The sequence below is a fragment of the Enterocloster lavalensis genome (genome assembly GCF_046603895.1).
In the GTDB taxonomy this organism is placed as follows: Bacteria; Bacillota; Clostridia; order Lachnospirales; family Lachnospiraceae; genus Enterocloster; species Enterocloster lavalensis.
In genome coordinates this window covers 2,787,130-2,803,428 of record NZ_CP176637.1, presented here as the reverse complement: position 1 = coordinate 2,803,428, position 16,299 = coordinate 2,787,130, and the positions used below count along the sequence as shown (strand labels likewise).

The 16,299-nt window shown below is 56.7% G+C and carries 16 protein-coding genes; 11 read left to right on the top strand and 5 right to left on the bottom strand.

The features are described from left to right. Positions 1-161 precede the first annotated feature (161 nt). The 5 genes from ACK2JC_RS12440 to ACK2JC_RS12420 are packed head-to-tail and all read left to right on the top strand — an operon-like array spanning position 162 to position 5,684. Positions 162-1,661 carry a sugar ABC transporter ATP-binding protein gene (locus ACK2JC_RS12440; protein ID WP_320937343.1) on the top strand — a complete coding sequence of 500 codons (1,500 nt, stop codon included), beginning with the start codon at positions 162-164 and terminating at the stop codon, positions 1,659-1,661. A 58-nt stretch (positions 1,662-1,719) separates the two neighbouring features. Next, entirely contained in the window at positions 1,720-2,682 is a 963-nt protein-coding gene (locus tag ACK2JC_RS12435; protein ID WP_007708062.1) for an ABC transporter permease, read from the top strand. 14 nt (positions 2,683-2,696) lie between these two features. After that, positions 2,697-3,701, top strand: coding sequence for an ABC transporter permease (locus ACK2JC_RS12430; protein WP_320937314.1), 1,005 nt, complete (start codon positions 2,697-2,699; stop codon positions 3,699-3,701). A 4-nt stretch (positions 3,702-3,705) separates the two neighbouring features. Further along, the gene (locus ACK2JC_RS12425; protein WP_092362751.1) at positions 3,706-4,713 is read left to right on the top strand and encodes a 2-dehydro-3-deoxygalactonokinase; all 1,008 of its coding nucleotides are present in this window, start codon (positions 3,706-3,708) and stop codon (positions 4,711-4,713) included. A gap of 11 nt (positions 4,714-4,724) precedes the next feature. Continuing rightward, positions 4,725-5,684: a C-terminal binding protein gene (locus ACK2JC_RS12420; RefSeq protein WP_302326478.1), complete on the top strand. Its 960-nt coding sequence runs from the start codon at positions 4,725-4,727 to the stop codon at positions 5,682-5,684. Positions 5,685-5,822: 138 nt separating this feature from the next. Here the strand turns inward: ACK2JC_RS12420 and ACK2JC_RS12415 are convergent, their stop codons facing one another. Beyond that, on the bottom strand, positions 5,823-6,512 hold the full coding sequence (locus tag ACK2JC_RS12415) for a GntR family transcriptional regulator (protein WP_092362747.1): 690 nt from the start codon (positions 6,510-6,512) through the stop codon (positions 5,823-5,825). Positions 6,513-6,631: 119 nt separating this feature from the next. On the opposite strand from ACK2JC_RS12415, the gene ACK2JC_RS12410 reads away from it, so the two are divergent. From ACK2JC_RS12410 to ACK2JC_RS12390, 5 genes are all read left to right on the top strand, one after another. Then, positions 6,632-7,105 carry an RpiB/LacA/LacB family sugar-phosphate isomerase gene (locus ACK2JC_RS12410; protein ID WP_092362745.1) on the top strand — a complete coding sequence of 158 codons (474 nt, stop codon included), beginning with the start codon at positions 6,632-6,634 and terminating at the stop codon, positions 7,103-7,105. A 14-nt stretch (positions 7,106-7,119) separates the two neighbouring features. Beyond that, the gene (locus tag ACK2JC_RS12405; protein WP_320937313.1) at positions 7,120-7,779 is read left to right on the top strand and encodes a ribulose-phosphate 3-epimerase; all 660 of its coding nucleotides are present in this window, start codon (positions 7,120-7,122) and stop codon (positions 7,777-7,779) included. 12 nt (positions 7,780-7,791) lie between these two features. Then, positions 7,792-8,550 carry an SDR family oxidoreductase gene (locus ACK2JC_RS12400; RefSeq protein ID WP_320937312.1) on the top strand — a complete coding sequence of 253 codons (759 nt, stop codon included), beginning with the start codon at positions 7,792-7,794 and terminating at the stop codon, positions 8,548-8,550. 17 nt (positions 8,551-8,567) lie between these two features. Beyond that, the gene (locus tag ACK2JC_RS12395; RefSeq protein WP_320937311.1) at positions 8,568-9,848 is read left to right on the top strand and encodes a lactate racemase domain-containing protein; all 1,281 of its coding nucleotides are present in this window, start codon (positions 8,568-8,570) and stop codon (positions 9,846-9,848) included. A 141-nt stretch (positions 9,849-9,989) separates the two neighbouring features. Beyond that, positions 9,990-10,814 (top strand): MerR family transcriptional regulator, encoded by an 825-nt coding sequence (locus tag ACK2JC_RS12390; protein WP_320937310.1) that lies wholly within the window; start codon positions 9,990-9,992, stop codon positions 10,812-10,814. 102 nt (positions 10,815-10,916) lie between these two features. On the opposite strand, the gene ACK2JC_RS12385 is transcribed toward ACK2JC_RS12390, so the two are convergent. The 3 genes from ACK2JC_RS12385 to ACK2JC_RS12375 all read right to left on the bottom strand — a co-directional run bounded on the left by ACK2JC_RS12385 (position 10,917) and on the right by ACK2JC_RS12375 (position 12,813). After that, positions 10,917-11,591 carry a YitT family protein gene (locus tag ACK2JC_RS12385; RefSeq protein WP_092362735.1) on the bottom strand — a complete coding sequence of 225 codons (675 nt, stop codon included), beginning with the start codon at positions 11,589-11,591 and terminating at the stop codon, positions 10,917-10,919. A 208-nt stretch (positions 11,592-11,799) separates the two neighbouring features. Continuing rightward, the gene (locus ACK2JC_RS12380) at positions 11,800-12,555 is read right to left on the bottom strand and encodes a hypothetical protein (protein WP_107435019.1); all 756 of its coding nucleotides are present in this window, start codon (positions 12,553-12,555) and stop codon (positions 11,800-11,802) included. Positions 12,556-12,615: 60 nt separating this feature from the next. After that, on the bottom strand, positions 12,616-12,813 hold the full coding sequence (locus ACK2JC_RS12375; protein ID WP_092362731.1) for a hypothetical protein: 198 nt from the start codon (positions 12,811-12,813) through the stop codon (positions 12,616-12,618). Positions 12,814-12,991: 178 nt separating this feature from the next. Between ACK2JC_RS12375 and ACK2JC_RS12370 the strand changes: the two genes are divergently transcribed. After that, complete coding sequence (locus tag ACK2JC_RS12370; protein WP_390515466.1) at positions 12,992-13,342, top strand: helix-turn-helix domain-containing protein; 351 nt, start codon at positions 12,992-12,994, stop codon at positions 13,340-13,342. Between the two features lie 14 nt (positions 13,343-13,356). Here the strand turns inward: ACK2JC_RS12370 and ACK2JC_RS12365 are convergent, their stop codons facing one another. Beyond that, positions 13,357-16,044 (bottom strand): sigma-70 family RNA polymerase sigma factor, encoded by a 2,688-nt coding sequence (locus ACK2JC_RS12365; protein WP_368271388.1) that lies wholly within the window; start codon positions 16,042-16,044, stop codon positions 13,357-13,359. Between the last annotated feature and the right edge of the window lie 255 nt (positions 16,045-16,299).

Genomic DNA, 16,299 nt, shown 5'->3' with positions numbered 1-16,299 from the left:
TGAGTGTGCACTCCGCTACGTGTGATGGCTGAACGCACACTCATTTTTTAAATGGAAAAGGCCGCGGGCGGTTGCCGTATGTAATGGGCCGCCGGCGCAGCCTGCGGGCGAGAATAGGCAAGTGAGGAGGGACCGCATTGGAAGAGAATGTATTGCTGGAGATGAAGAACATATCAAAGACATTTCCCGGCGTCAAGGCCTTGAAAAACGTCCACTTTAAGGTCCACCGGGGCGAGATCATGGCGTTTATGGGGGAGAACGGAGCGGGAAAATCCACCCTCATTAAGATTATAACCGGCTACTACCGCCGGGACCCGGGAGCCGGGGAGTTTTATTTCGACGGAAAAGCGGTAAACCCGAGAAATACGGACGAGGCTCAGAGGCTGGGGATCAGCACCATTTTCCAGGAGCTGAACCTAAGCCCGTTTTTGAGTGTTGCGGAAAATATTTATCTGGGAAATACACCTAAGAAAAATGGGATGATCGACTGGGATACCATGAACAAAAATGCCAGGGCCGCGCTTTTGGAGCTGGGCGTGGACATCGACGTGACCGCCCAGCTGAGCATGCAGAGCACGGCCATCCAGCAGATGGTCAGCATCGCCAGGGCGCTGTCGCGCAACACCAAGCTGCTGATCATGGACGAGGCCACCTCCTCCCTGGACACCGGAGAGGTCAAGGTGCTGTTCGACGTGGTCAAGGGACTGAAACAGAAGGGGATTTCCACCATTTTCGTGACCCACAAAATGGACGAGATTTACCAGGTCTGCGATGCGGCCACGATCTTTAAAGACGGAGAATACGTCGCCTGCATGCCCCTTGAGGAGCTGCCAAAGCTCAAGCTGATCTCCCTGATGATCGGCCGGGATGCCAGCGAACTTGTAAATAAAAGGAAAAAATACGACCCGGATAAGGTGAAATCGGAAGTGATCTGCCGGGTGGTGGGCGTGAAAAAAACCAACCAGAGGTTGAAGAACATCAACCTGGAGATTCACAAGGGCGAGGTTCTGGGGCTTTCGGGGCTGCTGGGCTCCGGCAGAACGGAGACCGCCAAGGTCATTTTCGGGGACGATTTGAACTATGACGGCGAGGTGTTCATGGGCCAGACGGCCATCCGCTTCAAGAGCCCGGCGGACGCCATCAAGCGGGGGCTGGCGTTCTGCTCGGAGGACCGCAAGGCCGAGGGCATTTTCCCCTACATGTCCATCCAGGACAACCTGACCATGACCATACTGCCCAAGATCAGCCGGTTCGGAATCCTGAACAAGAAAAAGCAGAAGGAAGTCACCCTGGAATACATCCAGAAGATCGCCATCAAGACGCCGGGCACCTCCACCAAGATCAAGGATTTGAGCGGCGGGAACCAGCAGAAGGTGATCCTGTCCCGATGGCTGGCCACCCACCCGGACCTGATTATCCTGGACGAGCCCACCCGGGGCATCGACGTGGGCGCAAAGGGCGAGATTGAGGAGCTGATCAAACAGATTTCCGACAGCGGGATCAGCGTGCTCTACATTTCCTCCGAGCTGGACGAACTGGTGCGGGAATGCGACCGCATCGTGATTCTGCACGACGGGAGAAACGTGGGGGAACTGGTGAATGAGGAGATCAACTCGGATGCCATCATGAACGTGATTGCGTCCGGCCAAATCGATATGTAGAGCGTGGGCGGCTGCGAAGGCAGCGGACGGTTACAAACGCGGAAGGGAGTCTGGTTGTATGGCGGATCACATACAGAAAGAGAAGATGACGTTCAGAGAGATTTTTATCAGCTACGGCGCGGTAATCGCCCTGGCGGTGCTGATCGTCTTTAACGGAATTGTCACAAAAAACTTTTTATCCCTCAACACCCTGTGGCTGGTCATTAAACAGTCCACCCCCATTTTGTTTATGACGGTGGGTATGACCTTTGTTATCAGCTCGGGAGGGATTGATATCTCCACAGGGTCCATGATGGCGTTCTGCGGCATCATCGTGTCCCTGGGAATCACCAACGGAGGAAATTTCTGGGTCTGGTGCCTGATCGGCCTGGCAGCCTGCGCGGCCATCGGCGTGTTCAACGGCTTTCTTATCTCCAGCGTGGGCGTGCAGCCGGTGATTCTGACCCTGGTGATGCAGATCGTGATGCGCGGCGTCACGGTTCTCATGGCCAAATCCTCTGTGTTCGTGCTGGGCGGCTACCCGGAGATCAAGACCCTGGGCATTTACCGCTTTCCGGGCAGAGTGCCGATTCAGATTGTATTTTTCATTTTCATCGTCATTGTCAGCGTGTTTGTGCTGCGCAAAACCCTGCTAGGCAAGTACGTGGAGGCCGTGGGCAGCAATCCCAAGGCGGCCCGGCTGACCGGCGTGCGCACCGTGGCCGTGATCATTACGGTGTACGTGATCTCCGCGGTGCTGGCGGGTTCCTGCGGCATCCTGGAAATGTGCCGGAACGCGGCCCTGGACCCCAATGAGCTTGGCAAGCTCTACGAGCTGGACGCCATCGCGGGCGTGGCGGTGGGCGGCACCTCCATGAAGGGCGGCAAGGCCAACATCGTGGGTTCCATCGCGGGCTGCCTGATCATGGTCCTCATCGGAACCACGGTCAATATGAACGGTATCCCGTTTGCCACATCCAACATTATCAAGGCGGCAATTATCATCTTTGCGCTGGCTATTCAGCGTGAGAGAAGCGTATAAGGGGAGGGCGGAACATGGATACGATGAAAGCGAAAACCAGGAAGCCCTTGGGGCAGTTCCTGAACGACAACTCTTCCGTGATCGCGGTACTGCTGCTGATCCTTTTGGGTACCGCGGCCTACGGGACCACATTTTTGAACTACAAGAAAAATTTAATCAACGTGCTCCACACCGCGTCCATGATGGGCATCATGGGTCTGGGCGTGAACCTGTGCTTCTTAATCGGAGCCAGGGACTTGTCCGTGGGCGCGCTGGCGGCCCTGGTCAGCATGGTCACGGCCTGGCTTGCCCCCTACGGCTTCCCGGTGGCGGTGGCGGGCGGACTGACGGTGGGTGCTATATTTGGGGCCTTTAACGGCGTGATCGTCAGCATGTTCAAGGTGCAGCCCTTTATCGCCACCCTGGGAACCCAGCTGGCGGCCAGGGGATTCGCCCTGCTGATCAACAAGGAGCTGTCCATTTCCCTGGGGACCAACGCGCCCCAGTTAAAGTACGTGGGTAATGGAAATGTGTTCGGCCTGATCCCGTTTCCTACCTTCGCGTTTATCGTCCTGATCCTGGTTCTGACCGTGATTCTGCGGAAAAAGGACTTCGGCCGGGGCGTCTACGCGGTGGGCGGCGACGAGGGCTCTGCGGAAATGATGGGGATTCACGTGAACCGGACCAAGATTATCGTGTTCACCATCAGCGGGCTGATGGCGGCGTGCAGCGGTATCATTCTCTGCGGGCGTCTGAGCGCGGGACAGCCCACGGCCTGCGAGGGCTGGGAAATGACCATCATGGCCGCGGTGGTGCTGGGCGGCACGTCCGTGCGCGGCGGCATCGGAAAGATCCACGGCGTGTTCCTGGGCTGCCTGTTCGTGACGTTTATCACCAACCTGATCAACTTAAACGGGCATATCAGCGCGTACTGGAAGGACATTATCACAGGCGTGGTGCTGCTGATCGCGGTGCTGGTTCAGGTGTATTCGGACAAGCAGAAGGAGAAAGTAAAACATTCCAGGAAGGACGGGGAGTGAGATCGTGAAAGAGTATATTATCACCATTGACGGGGGCACCACCAACACCCGGTGCATCCTCTGGGGCAGCGGGCAGAGGCGGATCGACGAGGAGCGGCGGGCCGTGGGGGTACGCAACACCTCCATCGACGGCAATAACCATAAGCTTAAGCAGGCGGTGCGGGAGTGCATCGAGCAGCTTTTGGAGCGCAACGGCGTCTCCTACGACCAGATACACCGGATCATCGGCAGCGGCATGATCACCTCCGACGTGGGGCTGGTGGTGGTGCCATGGATCACCGCGCCTGCGGGGGTGAAGGAGCTGGCCGCCAATATCGCAGAGATTTCCCTGCCGGATATCTGCCCCATCCCCATCTGCTTTATCCCGGGGATCAAGAACGGGGAGGGCCTCTTTGACCTTGAAAATATCGAAGCCATGGACATTATGCGTGGCGAGGAGGTGGAGAGCGTGGCCATTCTCGACAAGTTCCCGCCGGGAAAACCTATGCTGTTGATTCTGCCCGGCTCCCACAACAAGTTCGTGTCTGTGGACCGGGAGGGGAAGATCACGGGCTGCCTCACCTCCATTTCCGGGGAACTGCTGGCCTCCATCACCAACGACACCATTATCGCCAAGTCGGTGAACCGGGAGTTCGTGTCGCCGGAGAGTTATGACCGGGAATGGGTTCAGAAGGGGTATGAGACCGCCACCCGGGCGGGACTTGGAAGGGCCTGCTTTACCGCCAGAATCCTGATGCTGTTCTACAACAACGACCCGAAGAAGCTGGCCAACTATATTTTGGGGGCCACCATCGCCGGGGACATGCAGGCGGTCCGCAATTCCACGGCATTGAAGGTGGACGGGGACACGCTGGCAGTGGTGGGCGGAAAGGAGCCGCTGCGCACGGCGGTGGCGGATGTGCTGAAATATGACGGTTATTTCCGGGAGGTGGAGACCTTCTGCCCGGAGGGGGATATCCCGCTCTCGGCCAGAGGCGCTTACATCGTGGCCCGGGAAACCGGAATTTTATAAGGGGAAACGAGATGGGAAAGAAAGTAGTAATCACGGATTACCAGTATGAAAATATCGACGCGGAGCGACGGATCATCGGGGCGCACGGCTATGAGCTCTACGACTATCAGATTCGGGACGCCGGGGCGCTGATCCCGGTCTGCCGGGACGCGGACGCCATTGTGACCCAGTATTCGGACGTGTCGGCGGAGCTGATCGACAGCCTGGAACACTGCGCTATGATCATCAAGTACGGCATCGGGGTGAACAACATCGACGTGGAGGCGGCGACCCGCAAGGGAATTTACGTGTGTAATGTGCCGGACTACGGGGTGGAGGAGGTCTCCGACCACGCGGTGGCCATGATGCTGGCCCTGTCGAAGAAACTGCCGGTGCTGACCAGGGCGCTGCGGGAGGGCGACTGGGGATATGGAAGCACCGTTCCCCTGTCCCGGTTCTGCGAGTCCACGGTGGGGCTGGTGGGATTTGGAAGAATTCCCCAGCTGGTGGCGAAGAAGCTTAAGGGGTTCGGCGTGGCCATCCGGGTGTGCGATCCCTACGCGGACGCGGCGCTGGTGCGGGAATACGGGGCGGAGCCGTTGGAGCTGGACGAGCTTTTGGCGGAGAGCGATTTTATCTCCGTCCACGTGCCGCTGACCAGAGAGACGAGGGGGATGATCGGGGAGGCGGAATTTTGCCGCATGAAGCCCACGGCCGTTGTGATCAACACGGCCCGGGGCGGCGTGATCGACGAGAAGGCCCTGGTGGAAGCCCTTAAGACCGGCCGGATCGCAGGCGCGGCGGTGGACGTGTATGAGGAAGAGCCGGTGAAAGCAGACAACCCGCTGCTTCACATGGACAATGTAATCGCCACCCCCCACTGCGCGTGGTATTCGGAAACTGCGATCACGACGCTGCAGCGGAAGGTGGCGGAGGAAGTGGTGAATGTGTTGGATGGGAATAAACCGTTTAACTGTATTAATTTGTCCTAAGGGGTACCAGGCATAGCCTGGTGGATTCCTTATGACGGCCCTTGTCCTAAGGGGTACCAGGCTTTGCCTGGTGGATTCCTTAGGACGGCCAGCGAATTCCAGCAATCTGAACATAAGGGGGTACCAGGCAAAGCCGCCTCACCCCTCCGACGACCCAATATAATGCGGAAACGCCTCCTTAATCCACTCATAGTCCTCAAAAGTATGGGCCATATGCTCATCCGATATGGCCATAGCCGCCTGGACGTCCCCGTTTTCCAGCGCATGAAGGTAATTCTCATGCTCGGAAATTTTCAGGATAAACTCCCGCTTGGTCATGCTCAGGTAGCGGATACGGTCAAAGTGGATGGACAGGTTGGAGATCACGTCGCTCAGAAATTCCTTTTTGCAGATGCGGTAGATCTCCCCGTGGAACCGGATATCGCACTCCAGCAGCTTGTTGGGTTTGCTGGTCTCATAATAATACTTCTGAATGGCGATATTCTCATGCAGCCGGTCGATATCGTCCGGGCTCAGGCAGTCGCAGGCCATCCGGGACAAATCCCGCTCCACCACGGTTCTCAGGTACAGGAACTGCGCCACGATATCCATATCGATGAAGGACACAAAGGTGCCGCTTCGGGGACGGATCACCACCAGCTTTTTCTCCGCCAGGTCCAGCAGGGCTTCGCGGATGGGCGTGCGGGAGATTCCCAGCAGTTCGCTGATCTCGGCCTCGTTCAGTTTTTCACCGGGCTTCAGGTTGAGGCGCACGATGTTCTGGGACAGGGTGGCGAACACATATTGCTTCAGGGACTGGTCATTCTGGCGGGGAGCGATCTCTAACATATTATCGGCCTTTCATTTGAAATAACGTAGTTAATATATTACACATTAATAATACTATAGCAAAATGACGGAATGTCAAGGAAAATCTGAATTTTCAGAGAGAAGGGAGCGTGTTTTTTATGAAAGTGGCAGTGGGGGCGGATTTCTCCGCAATCGCAAGGAAAAATGAGGTCAAGGCGTACTTACTTGAGAACGGTTACGAGGTGCTGGACTTAGGCCAGAACGAGGGGGAGGACCAGCTGATTTACCCGGAGGCGGCGAAGCGAATCGCCCTGGCGGTCCAGAGCGGAGAGGCCGAGCGGGGAATCATCTTCTGCGGAACCGGCGGGGGTGTCAGCATCATGGCGAACAAGTTCCGGGGCGTTTACTGCGTGGCTTCCGAGAGCATGTACACGGCCTTCAAGATGCGCCAGCTCAACGGCGCCAACGTGCTGGCCATGGGAAAAAACGTGGCGGGCGAGCAGAATACCTATGAGATCGTAAACATGTTCCTGACCACGGACTTCTGCCAGGACTTCGCGCCGGAGCGGGAAGCCTTTGTCAGCGGCCTGCGCCGGCGGATGCTGGAGATCGAGGCGGAAAACCTGAAATAAAAAGGAGAAACAAAATGATTAATTCGGCGTCGGTTATCAATGTGCCGTTTCTGGAAATGCGGGAGCAGCTGGACGAGCTGGCCGCGGGCGGCACCAAGTTTTTTCACATTGACCTGATGGACGGCCACTACGTGCCGAATCTGTGCATGCCCATCAAGCTGATCCGGGAGCTGAAGGACGCGTACCCCCAGATCGTCATGGACGTCCACATTATGGTGACCAACCCCCAGGACTACATTGAGCGCCTGCGGGAAGCCGGGGCGGATTACGTGGCGTTCCACACGGACAGCACGCCCTTTGTGCGGCGGATCATCAACGAGATCCACAGGGCTGGGATGAAGGCCGGAATCGTGATCAACCCGTCCCAGCGCATCGACCACATCGAGCCTTATATCGAGTACGTGGACATGGTGATGCTGATGGCGGTGGAGCCGGGCTTTGCCGGGCAGGCGCTGTTAGACGGCAGTATGGAGCGGCTGGCTCAGATTGCGGATCTGCGTAGAAAACATGACTGCCGGTTCCTGATCTCCGTGGACGGCGGAATCAACCACGAGAGAACCGTCCTTTGCCGGGATATGGGCGTGGATGTGATCGTGGGCACCGTACACAACATTTTCAAGCAGCCGGAGGGCCTGAGAGAAGCCTGCCTGCGGTTTGAGCGGGAATTCGGCTGACGGGAGGGACCAATGAATACACTGTTTGATTTGACCGGCAGGAAAGCCATTGTCACCGGCGCGGCCCAGGGACTGGCCTACAGCATGGCCGAGGGGCTGATGGAGAGCGGGGCCGAGGTGGCTGTGATCGATATCTCGGACCGGACGGTGGAGGTGGCCCGGGAGTTCTGCGGCCGGGGTTTTCGCTGCCATGGGATACAGGCCGATCTGTCCCGGATCGACGAGCTGGAAGGCGTTTTCAGCCGGGCGGTGGACGCCCTGGGCGGGCTGGACATCATCGTCAACGGGGCGGGAGTCCAGCGGCGGTACAGGAGCGAGGAATTCCCCACAGAGGAGTGGGATTTTGTGATCAACGTGAACCTGAATTCCGTGTGGAAGCTGTGCCAGCTGGCGGGACGGCATTTCCTGGAAAATGGAGGCGGCAAGATTATCAACATCGCCTCCATGCTCAGCTTTCTGGGCGGTTACACCGTGGCGGCCTACGCGGCCAGCAAGGGCGGCGTGGCCCAGCTGACCAAGGCGCTGTCCAACGAGTGGGCGGGGAAAAACATCAACATCAACGCCCTGGCGCCCGGTTACATGGCAACGACGCTCAACACCGCGATCATAAACGACCCGGTGCGCAGCAAGGAGATTCTGGACCGGATTCCGGCCCGCCGGTGGGGACAGCCCGGGGATATGAAGGGCGCGGTGATTTTCCTGGCCTCCGGGGCGTCGGATTATTTAAACGGAGCGATTATCCCGGTGGACGGGGGATTTTTGAGCAGATAGCAGAGGGGGAATCAACAATGAGCGCAGTGAGCGACATTTTAAAGCAGGTTACAATACCCAAAATGGTGCGGGTGAAACAGAGCTTCCCGCGGCCCCGGATCGAGGACGTGAAGGCCGCCGTGCTGGCGGAGCTTAAACGGCCGGAGATCGCAGAGCGGCTGAAACCGGGAAAACGCATCGCGGTGGGCGTGGGAAGCCGGGGCATCACCAATTACCAGCTGATCGTCAGAACCATCGTGGACGAACTGAAACAGATCGGTGCAAAGCCGTTTATCGTCGCCTCCATGGGCAGCCACGGCGGCGCGACGGTGGAGGGTCAGACGGAGATTCTGGCAGGTTACGGCATCACCGAGGAGGCCATGGGATGTCCCCTTTGTATCGGCACCGGGACCCAGGTGATCGGAACCACGCAGGACGGGCTGCCGGTGCAGATCGACGCGTTTGCGGCCCAGGCCGACGGAATCATCGTGGTGAACCGGATCAAGGCCCACACGGCATTTATGGGGGACTATGAGTCCGGGCTGATGAAGATGTTAGCCATCGGCCTGGCCAAGCAGGCGGGGGCGGACTACTGCCATGCCAAGGGCTTCGGCCACATGGCGGAGACGGTGCCCAAGTTCGGCAAGGCCATTATTCAGTATTCCAGGCTGTTGTTCGGTCTGGCCATCGTGGAAAACGCCTACGACGACACTTATATTGTCCGGGCCGTGCCCGCGGAGTCCATTGCGCAGGAGGAACCGAAGCTGCTCTTGGAGGCCAAGGCCAACATGAGCCGGATTCTGATCCCGGAGGCGGACGTGCTGATCGTCCATGAGATCGGGAAAAATATTTCCGGCGACGGCATGGACCCCAACGTCAGCGGCACTTTCGCCACCCCCTACGCCCACGGCGGGATCAAGTCCCAGCGGGTGGCCGTGCTCAACATCACCCAGGAGTCCCACGGCAATACGGTGGGCTGGGGGATGGCGGACGTGTCCACCCGGAAAGCCTTCGACAGCTTCGACATGGACAAGACCTACCCCAACAGCCTGACCTGCCGCGTGACCCAGGTCAGCAAGGTGCCCATGATCTTCCAAAACGACGAGGAGTGCATCAAGGCGGCGATCAAGACCTGCGCGGATGTGGACGTGGAGCACATGCGGATCGTGTACATAAAAAACACGCTGCATATGAAGGAGATTCTGGTGTCCGAGGCCCTGGTTGACATCGCCCGGTCCATCCCCCAGGCGGAGGTCTGCGGGGAATGCGAACCCCTTACGTTCGACGAACAGGGAAATATTTCCGACACATACTTCTGACGGCTGACCGGAGCCCGGAAGCGGCCTGCCCTATTTACAATTTCATTACGGTTCCCTTGCATTATCCCGCAAGCCATTGAAAAAAAACGCGCCAACCTTTATATTGGTTATGAATTTGAAGGCATAAAAGGATGGTGCGGTATGGAAAAACAAGAGTACCGGATTGGAGACGTGGCGGATATCGTGGGTCTGAGCCGGGACGCCCTGCGTTTTTACGAGAAAAAGGGCGTGATTACATCCCAAAAGAAGGAGAATGGCTACCGGTATTATTCGGAAAATGACATATACCGGTTGATGTACGTGCTGTACCAGCGGAAAATGAACACCAGTTTGGAGGACATCGGAGGCCTGGTGATGGAGGGAACCACCCCGCCGGATTTAAGGGCCTGGGCGCGGCAGCGGATCGCGGAGGAGACGGCGAAGATGCGGTGCCACCAACAGGCGGTCACGCGGCTGAAGCTGATCGAGCGGGATTTGAACGCCATCGAGAACAGCAAGGACGTATTCCGGGTGAAGCGTTTCCCAAAGTGTTATATTATGGGAAAATGCGGCTCTCTTCAGGAGGGGTTAAAGGAGTGGTTCCGGCTGGCGGCCAGGGGCGCGGGGTTAGACATGTCCTATTTCTACAACGTGCTCAACTACACGCCGGAGGAGGGGCTGGTCCAGGAGGAAACCCAGCTGTTGCTCTACCGGGGAATCGAACCCTATCTGGACCCGGACATCGACCTGGAGAAGTGCCCGGTGACCGAGGAGATGGACTGCGTTTACTCCGTGATGGAGTCCCCCCGGCCGCTGCCCGACGAGGCGGTCTACCGGCGCATGGCCGGATGGGCCGAGAGCCAGGGCTTAAGGCACAAACAGCGGCTCTACGCAAACGATATGATGACATTTTTTAAGACGGATACCATGACCTATTGCCTGGAATTGTATCTGCCCGTAGAAACAGAAAAGGACCGAACCCATTGACGGTTCAGTCCTCTTTTGATGCGCCCGCGGGCGCACGTTTTAACGGCCCGTTGTTGTTTACATTGCGTTCAATTTCATTTTAGGAGGCGCGCCGCGTACCTGTTATTCCGGCACGGCCTCAGAGTTTGGCTTTTCGTCCTTGTCCCTGCCAAAGGTGGTGACAATATCGATCAGGTAGGATGAGATGGTCACCGTCACCAGGGAGTAGACGATCCGGCGGACCGGAATATAGGAGAGCGACAGAGCCAGAACCGTGATGTCGGTGAACAGGTAGGCCTGGCTGATCTTCAGCCGCGTTGTTTTGGAGATGATTAAAGCCAGGGCGTCGTCGCCTCCGCAGGATGCCCCCTGGCGAACCACCAGCCCGCAGCCGACGCCGATGAACAGTCCGCCGATCACCGCCGCCAAAAGGGGCGTGCCCGCCAGACTGGGAAGCAGCGGCGGGAACATTTCCCATAACCGGAAAAAGGCGGCCAGGCTGAAGGTCGCAAAAATGGACGTCTTTAAAAAGTCTCTGCCCAGGAATTTGAATCCGAACAGGTAGCTGATTCCGTCTAGTACGGGAGATAAAAGGGAAGATGAGATTCCGAACCAATAGTTGCACAGCAGCAGCAGCCCCAGTATTCCGCCCTCGGTGATACCCGTCTGGCGGTGGACATTATAAATGCCGAATGAGGTGATGGCTGTACCCAGAAGGATTGATATGACAGTTTTCCGGGTAAATGTTTGTTTTGTTTCCTGTAACAGCTGCAGCATGATTTTATTCAGCTGCTTCATAATAAAACCCCGTTTCTTTTTATAATACTTGATTTTTAGGTCCCGGGCCGTAACTATAGTATAAACCATGTACCGGGTATAAAGTCAAGTATTTTCGGGGAATGGGGCTGGTCCCGGGCCGGGAGACGGGGGTCCGGCCCCGGGCAAAAGACGCGCCGGGGCCGTTTGCAAGGCGGAAATATGCGTTTTTGCCAGCTGATACCCAGGTTTACTGGTAACGCTCCTGGCCTTCCAGCTTCAGATACTGGAAGTACATATAGTGGGGGCCGCTGCTGGTTTTGATGGTAATAGAGCTCTGATCGCTCACATCCACCGCGATCTCGCGTATGGAGTCCTCGTAGTCGAATTCAAAGGATTCCAGCTCCTCGTCATCGTCGCCATAGATGGTCAGCGTTCCATTGGTGCTGTAGACATTGGCCACCAGCGTCTCGGGCCGGAATTTATTGCGGGTTTTCACGTCCATTTTGATGAAGCCGTCGTACCCCGTCAGACAGAGGTAACTGCTCCAGAATTTGGTGGAGCCGTCGCTGAGGTTAAGGGTCTTATTGGTGCCCTGGCTATAATGGTCCGTCTCAAAAAAGCGGTAAGAGGGATTTTCCTCGGTGGTGTCCACCCAGACCTCTTCCGGCTCTTCCTCCTGATCCTGGGCGGCTGGATCCTGGTAGACCGTCTGGACGACCCCGTCCACGACCCAGGCGCCGCTGGCGTCCACCTGGTATCCGTCCGGTGTGGTGGTATTTTCCGCCATATAACCGTAATGGTCGAAGTAGTAACACTCAGCCCAGCCGTCCCCGTTGCCGTCCAGCCAGCGCCAGCAGCTCACGGGGGAACCGTTTACCTCGTCGCTCCACCACCAGCCCTGGGGGCTTTGCACCCAGCCCGCGGCGTAGGAGGGAAATGTCAGGGCCAGGGCGGCAGTGAAGGCCAGGGAAGCGGCCGCCAGTTTCTTAAAGTGCTTTTTCATAATCGATCTCCTTTAAGTTTTTAAATTTTAGGCTGTGGGTTTTGCCGCAGCCTGTTCGTCTCATTTATTAGTACCGGGTTCCCGGCCGCAGGTTTTAATCATTTCAGAAAAATGTTCATGGCTTTCAAATTCTCTCTGCACCACGTTCCGGGTGAAATTCATCGCTTTCACGACGTCTAAAACATGTTCCTGGTAATCCAAAGAGGTTGCGCTCGCAAGGGTCAGTATTTCGTCGGCCAGCTTCGTATCTCGGGTCATATGGGTCCATCCCCTCCTGGAAAATGTTTTTATAATACTTAAATAATAAGAAATATGTATTGTAAATACATATTAACACATAAAAATAGACTTGTCAATTCAATAACACTGGATTTAGAATACAGTATTGTATTGACAATACGTTTTTGCCATGGTACACTTCCGGTATGGAGGAGGTGTGGTCATTTTGAGTATCGGTTTACGGTTAAAAGAAGCGAGAAAGGCCCGCGGCATGTCCCAGGAACTGCTGGCGGAGAAAATAGGCGCCTCGCGGGGCGTTGTCACCAACATCGAACACGACAAGGTTTTGGAACCCCAGCCCCTGGTGGTCAACGCCATCTGCGACGTGCTGAAAATCAACCGCCAATGGCTGCTGCGCGGCGACGGCCCCATGGATGAGAGCGGGGAAGCCGGGCGCAGCGCTAAGGTATTATCGGAAATATACACGTCGGTGAAGGAGCTGTCCGGGGAGGAGCAGCAGTTTATCCTGGACATGATTCAGACTTATATCAGGCACAGGAGAGGGTGAGAGTCCGGGCAATTCTACTGGGCGGAGTATTCCTCGGGATTGAGTGCCGGGCTTAAAAATTCTTCTGCAAACAGGTAGAACGTGGAGGGGATATAGCTCGTGCGTGCGCCGTTTCCTGTTAATGTGAGGTCAAAGGTGGTTTCGTTCAATATCAAACCGCTGATTTCGTTGGTGCCATACTCCCAACGCTCCAGATCCGCCAATCCCTGGGTTATCTCGGCAGCAGCGGCGCGTTCATTTTCGTAACTCAAAATATTGGGCGAGAGGTAGATGTTTGCCACCTCCCTTACCCCGGTTCCATCAAAATGGTAGACGGTGCAATTTAAGTCATAATGGGCGATGGTCGATAAAATAAGGCCGTTGTTTTCGTTGATAAGATTACAACTCTGCAGCAGATCAGCCTGTTCAAGATGGTCGGTGTAGTACAAAAGTTCGCAGTATTGGGTGGCAAAGTATTGGCCGCGTTCCACCAGAACCTCAAATACACCGTCCTGATTCAGGTCAACGACGCTGAAACCCACGGGAACAGCCGGATCGTCGTCCGTTGTATCTTTAGGGATTTTTGCATATTCCGTCAGCCTTTCCCTATATGCCGCCAGGGCCTTTTGGTTCCGCTCTGCTGTTGCGGCGGCTATTTGGGAGAGGCTTTTTTTCTTTAGTTCGCCGCCGGTCATATAGAAAAGCGTATCGCTGTGGATAAAAAATTCATCCACATTCTCATCCATCAGGACGGTGGCTTCATGGTTTGAGATGCGGCACAGCCTGTAACCGGAGGTCTGAACGCCGCCTGCGGTGGGGTAGCGGTTGCTGCGGAGAAAATAGACCTCCCCGTCCGCCGCCTGAAGCTTAAAAAATTCCGGCGAGTAGCCGTAGGAATGGTTGATGTTTTCCAGGCTGAAACTGTCCCTGGTATCGGTTTCATACCCGTCCGGCGGAACCACCAGATTGGTAAGCTTTATCAGATTTCCGTCTGTGCGTTCAGAATTTAAGGCGCTGAGGTAAAGCCCGGAATCTGAAAGGCAGAGGCTTAAGGGCGCGGTAATATCCAGGGAAGCCACCGGAGATTCGTTTAAAACGCTCCCGTCCGCCGCATCGATCAATAAAAGCTTGTTAACGGAAAAACAAAGCGCCATATCGTCTGAAACGGTGAAGCCGGTTAGGGCTTCCGGGCCGTCGTAGAGGGTCAGATGTCCGTTTTCGGGTGATTCCCGGATCAGCCGGCCGTTGTCCAGACTGTAGCGGATGTCCTCGTCATAGTACACGGTGCACCCCGCTCCATTGTCGGCGGCCTGGATTCCGGTCAGGCGGCCGTCGCTGTTAAAGGAAAAGGTCTGCCGTCCCAGGGATGTCTGCTGATCCGCCATCCGGCCGTTCCGGTCAAAATAGTATACCTCCCCTTCGATTTCCTTCCAGGTGTGGCGGACGTATTCGCCGTTTTCCATATATCCGTATCCGCTGTTATTCTCCAGAATTTTCCAACCGTCGGAGAGATCCACTGCAGGCCCGGTGGTCTCAGCCTGGGTGTCTGTGCCGTCCGGGGCGCCGGTATTTGCGGATAAAACGTCGGCCTGGGACGTGGGAGAGCCGGAGCCGCCGTTTGATTGCTCGGCAGTTTCCTGGCGGCTGGCCGCAATGGCGCCCTTGCCGATGGCCACGCCCGCCGCCCCGCCTGTGGCCAGGCATGCGGTTAATATGATCACGGCGGTTTTGACCTTTACTGCGCCGAAGAGAAGGGAAGCGTCACCGGCACCGGCGCTTTCGGCTGTTCCGGCGGCACCGGCTGCTGCGGTGCTGGCCGCCGGGCCGGCCGAGCTTGCTGAGCTTCCGGCCGATCCGCCTGCGTTTCCTGCGCTTCCGGCCGATCCGCCTGCGTTTCCTGCGCTTCCGGCCGAGCCGCTTGCGTTCCCTGAGCTTCCGGCCGAGCCGCCTGTACCGCCTGCACTTCCGGCTGCACCGCCGCCTGCGCTCCCCGCACTTCCGGCCGCCCCGCCTGTACCGCCTGCACTTCCGCCTGCACCGCTGCCTGCGCTCCCCGCGCTTCCAGCTCCAGCCGCCATCCCAGCCAATCCCAGCGTCTTTCGCACCGCCATCCAGGTATACCGCGCCTTCTGCGCGGAAACGGTCATGCTGCTGAACATGCCCCGCAGGACGAATACGATCATCGGGCCGGTGACAACGTGCAGCTTCACGCCCATCTGGCGTTCCTTGTGCTCGATGCCCTCCTTCATGGCCTTGCGGGCATAGTTTAATCTGCTCTTGATGGTATTTTCACTGCACATGGCCTCCCGCGCAATGTCCGCCACGCTTTTCTCATCAAAATAGTACGCGATTACGGCGGCCTTCTGCAGGGCGGGCAGCCGGTCGATCACCTCCCGCACAATGGCGGCGGTTTCCTTGCTGTCCAGGGCCTTTTCCGGGGAACCGTCCGTATTTTCGTCCTCCAGGGCGTCGAAGAGGAAATCATTTTCCCCGTCCACCAGCAGATCGCGCTTTTTCCGGAGCCGTTTCATACCGAGATTGAAGACGATCCCGGAAATCCAGGATTTCACATAGCGCTCCTCTCTCAGGCTGTCAATGTGCTGGTACACGGCGATGTAGGTCTCCTGCACCAGATCCCACGCCTCGTCGTCATCGTGCAAAATCGATTTTGCATGAAAATAGGCGTATTTGTAGGTCAGCCTGTATAATTCTTCAAAAGCCATAGCGTCTCCCCGCTTTACCAAGGCGACGACGTCGAGTAACCGCGAATCCGCATGTTTGCTCCCGGGATGATTTTGAACCTCACTCATGTCATTCTCCTTTGTTTCTGTAAACTGATCATTGCCGGCTGTTTTCTGATCTCTATAACTTAGTACCATCCCGGCTTCCGTCCGTTTTAAAAACTTAAAAAATATTTTCTGAGTGAAGTATAGGTTATATCTGGAAAAAAGTCCATAGGCAGCCTCGGCCCCGCCTCA

Excerpts from the sequence above, each read along its gene's own strand:
- ACK2JC_RS12435 (WP_007708062.1), top strand. The coding sequence starts at position 1,720 with ATGGCGGATCACATACAGAAAGAGAAGATGACGTTCAGAGAGATTTTT.
- ACK2JC_RS12420 (WP_302326478.1), top strand. The coding sequence starts at position 4,725 with ATGGGAAAGAAAGTAGTAATCACGGATTACCAGTATGAAAATATCGAC.
- ACK2JC_RS12430 (WP_320937314.1), top strand. The coding sequence starts at position 2,697 with ATGGATACGATGAAAGCGAAAACCAGGAAGCCCTTGGGGCAGTTCCTG.
- ACK2JC_RS12440 (WP_320937343.1), top strand. The coding sequence starts at position 162 with ATGAAGAACATATCAAAGACATTTCCCGGCGTCAAGGCCTTGAAAAAC.
- ACK2JC_RS12390 (WP_320937310.1), top strand. The coding sequence starts at position 9,990 with ATGGAAAAACAAGAGTACCGGATTGGAGACGTGGCGGATATCGTGGGT.
- ACK2JC_RS12410 (WP_092362745.1), top strand. The coding sequence starts at position 6,632 with ATGAAAGTGGCAGTGGGGGCGGATTTCTCCGCAATCGCAAGGAAAAAT.
- ACK2JC_RS12365 (WP_368271388.1), bottom strand. The coding sequence starts at position 16,044 with ATGGCTTTTGAAGAATTATACAGGCTGACCTACAAATACGCCTATTTT.
- ACK2JC_RS12385 (WP_092362735.1), bottom strand. The coding sequence starts at position 11,591 with ATGAAGCAGCTGAATAAAATCATGCTGCAGCTGTTACAGGAAACAAAA.
- ACK2JC_RS12405 (WP_320937313.1), top strand. The coding sequence starts at position 7,120 with ATGATTAATTCGGCGTCGGTTATCAATGTGCCGTTTCTGGAAATGCGG.
- ACK2JC_RS12395 (WP_320937311.1), top strand. The coding sequence starts at position 8,568 with ATGAGCGCAGTGAGCGACATTTTAAAGCAGGTTACAATACCCAAAATG.
- ACK2JC_RS12415 (WP_092362747.1), bottom strand. The coding sequence starts at position 6,512 with ATGTTAGAGATCGCTCCCCGCCAGAATGACCAGTCCCTGAAGCAATAT.
- ACK2JC_RS12375 (WP_092362731.1), bottom strand. The coding sequence starts at position 12,813 with ATGACCCGAGATACGAAGCTGGCCGACGAAATACTGACCCTTGCGAGC.
- ACK2JC_RS12380 (WP_107435019.1), bottom strand. The coding sequence starts at position 12,555 with ATGAAAAAGCACTTTAAGAAACTGGCGGCCGCTTCCCTGGCCTTCACT.
- ACK2JC_RS12400 (WP_320937312.1), top strand. The coding sequence starts at position 7,792 with ATGAATACACTGTTTGATTTGACCGGCAGGAAAGCCATTGTCACCGGC.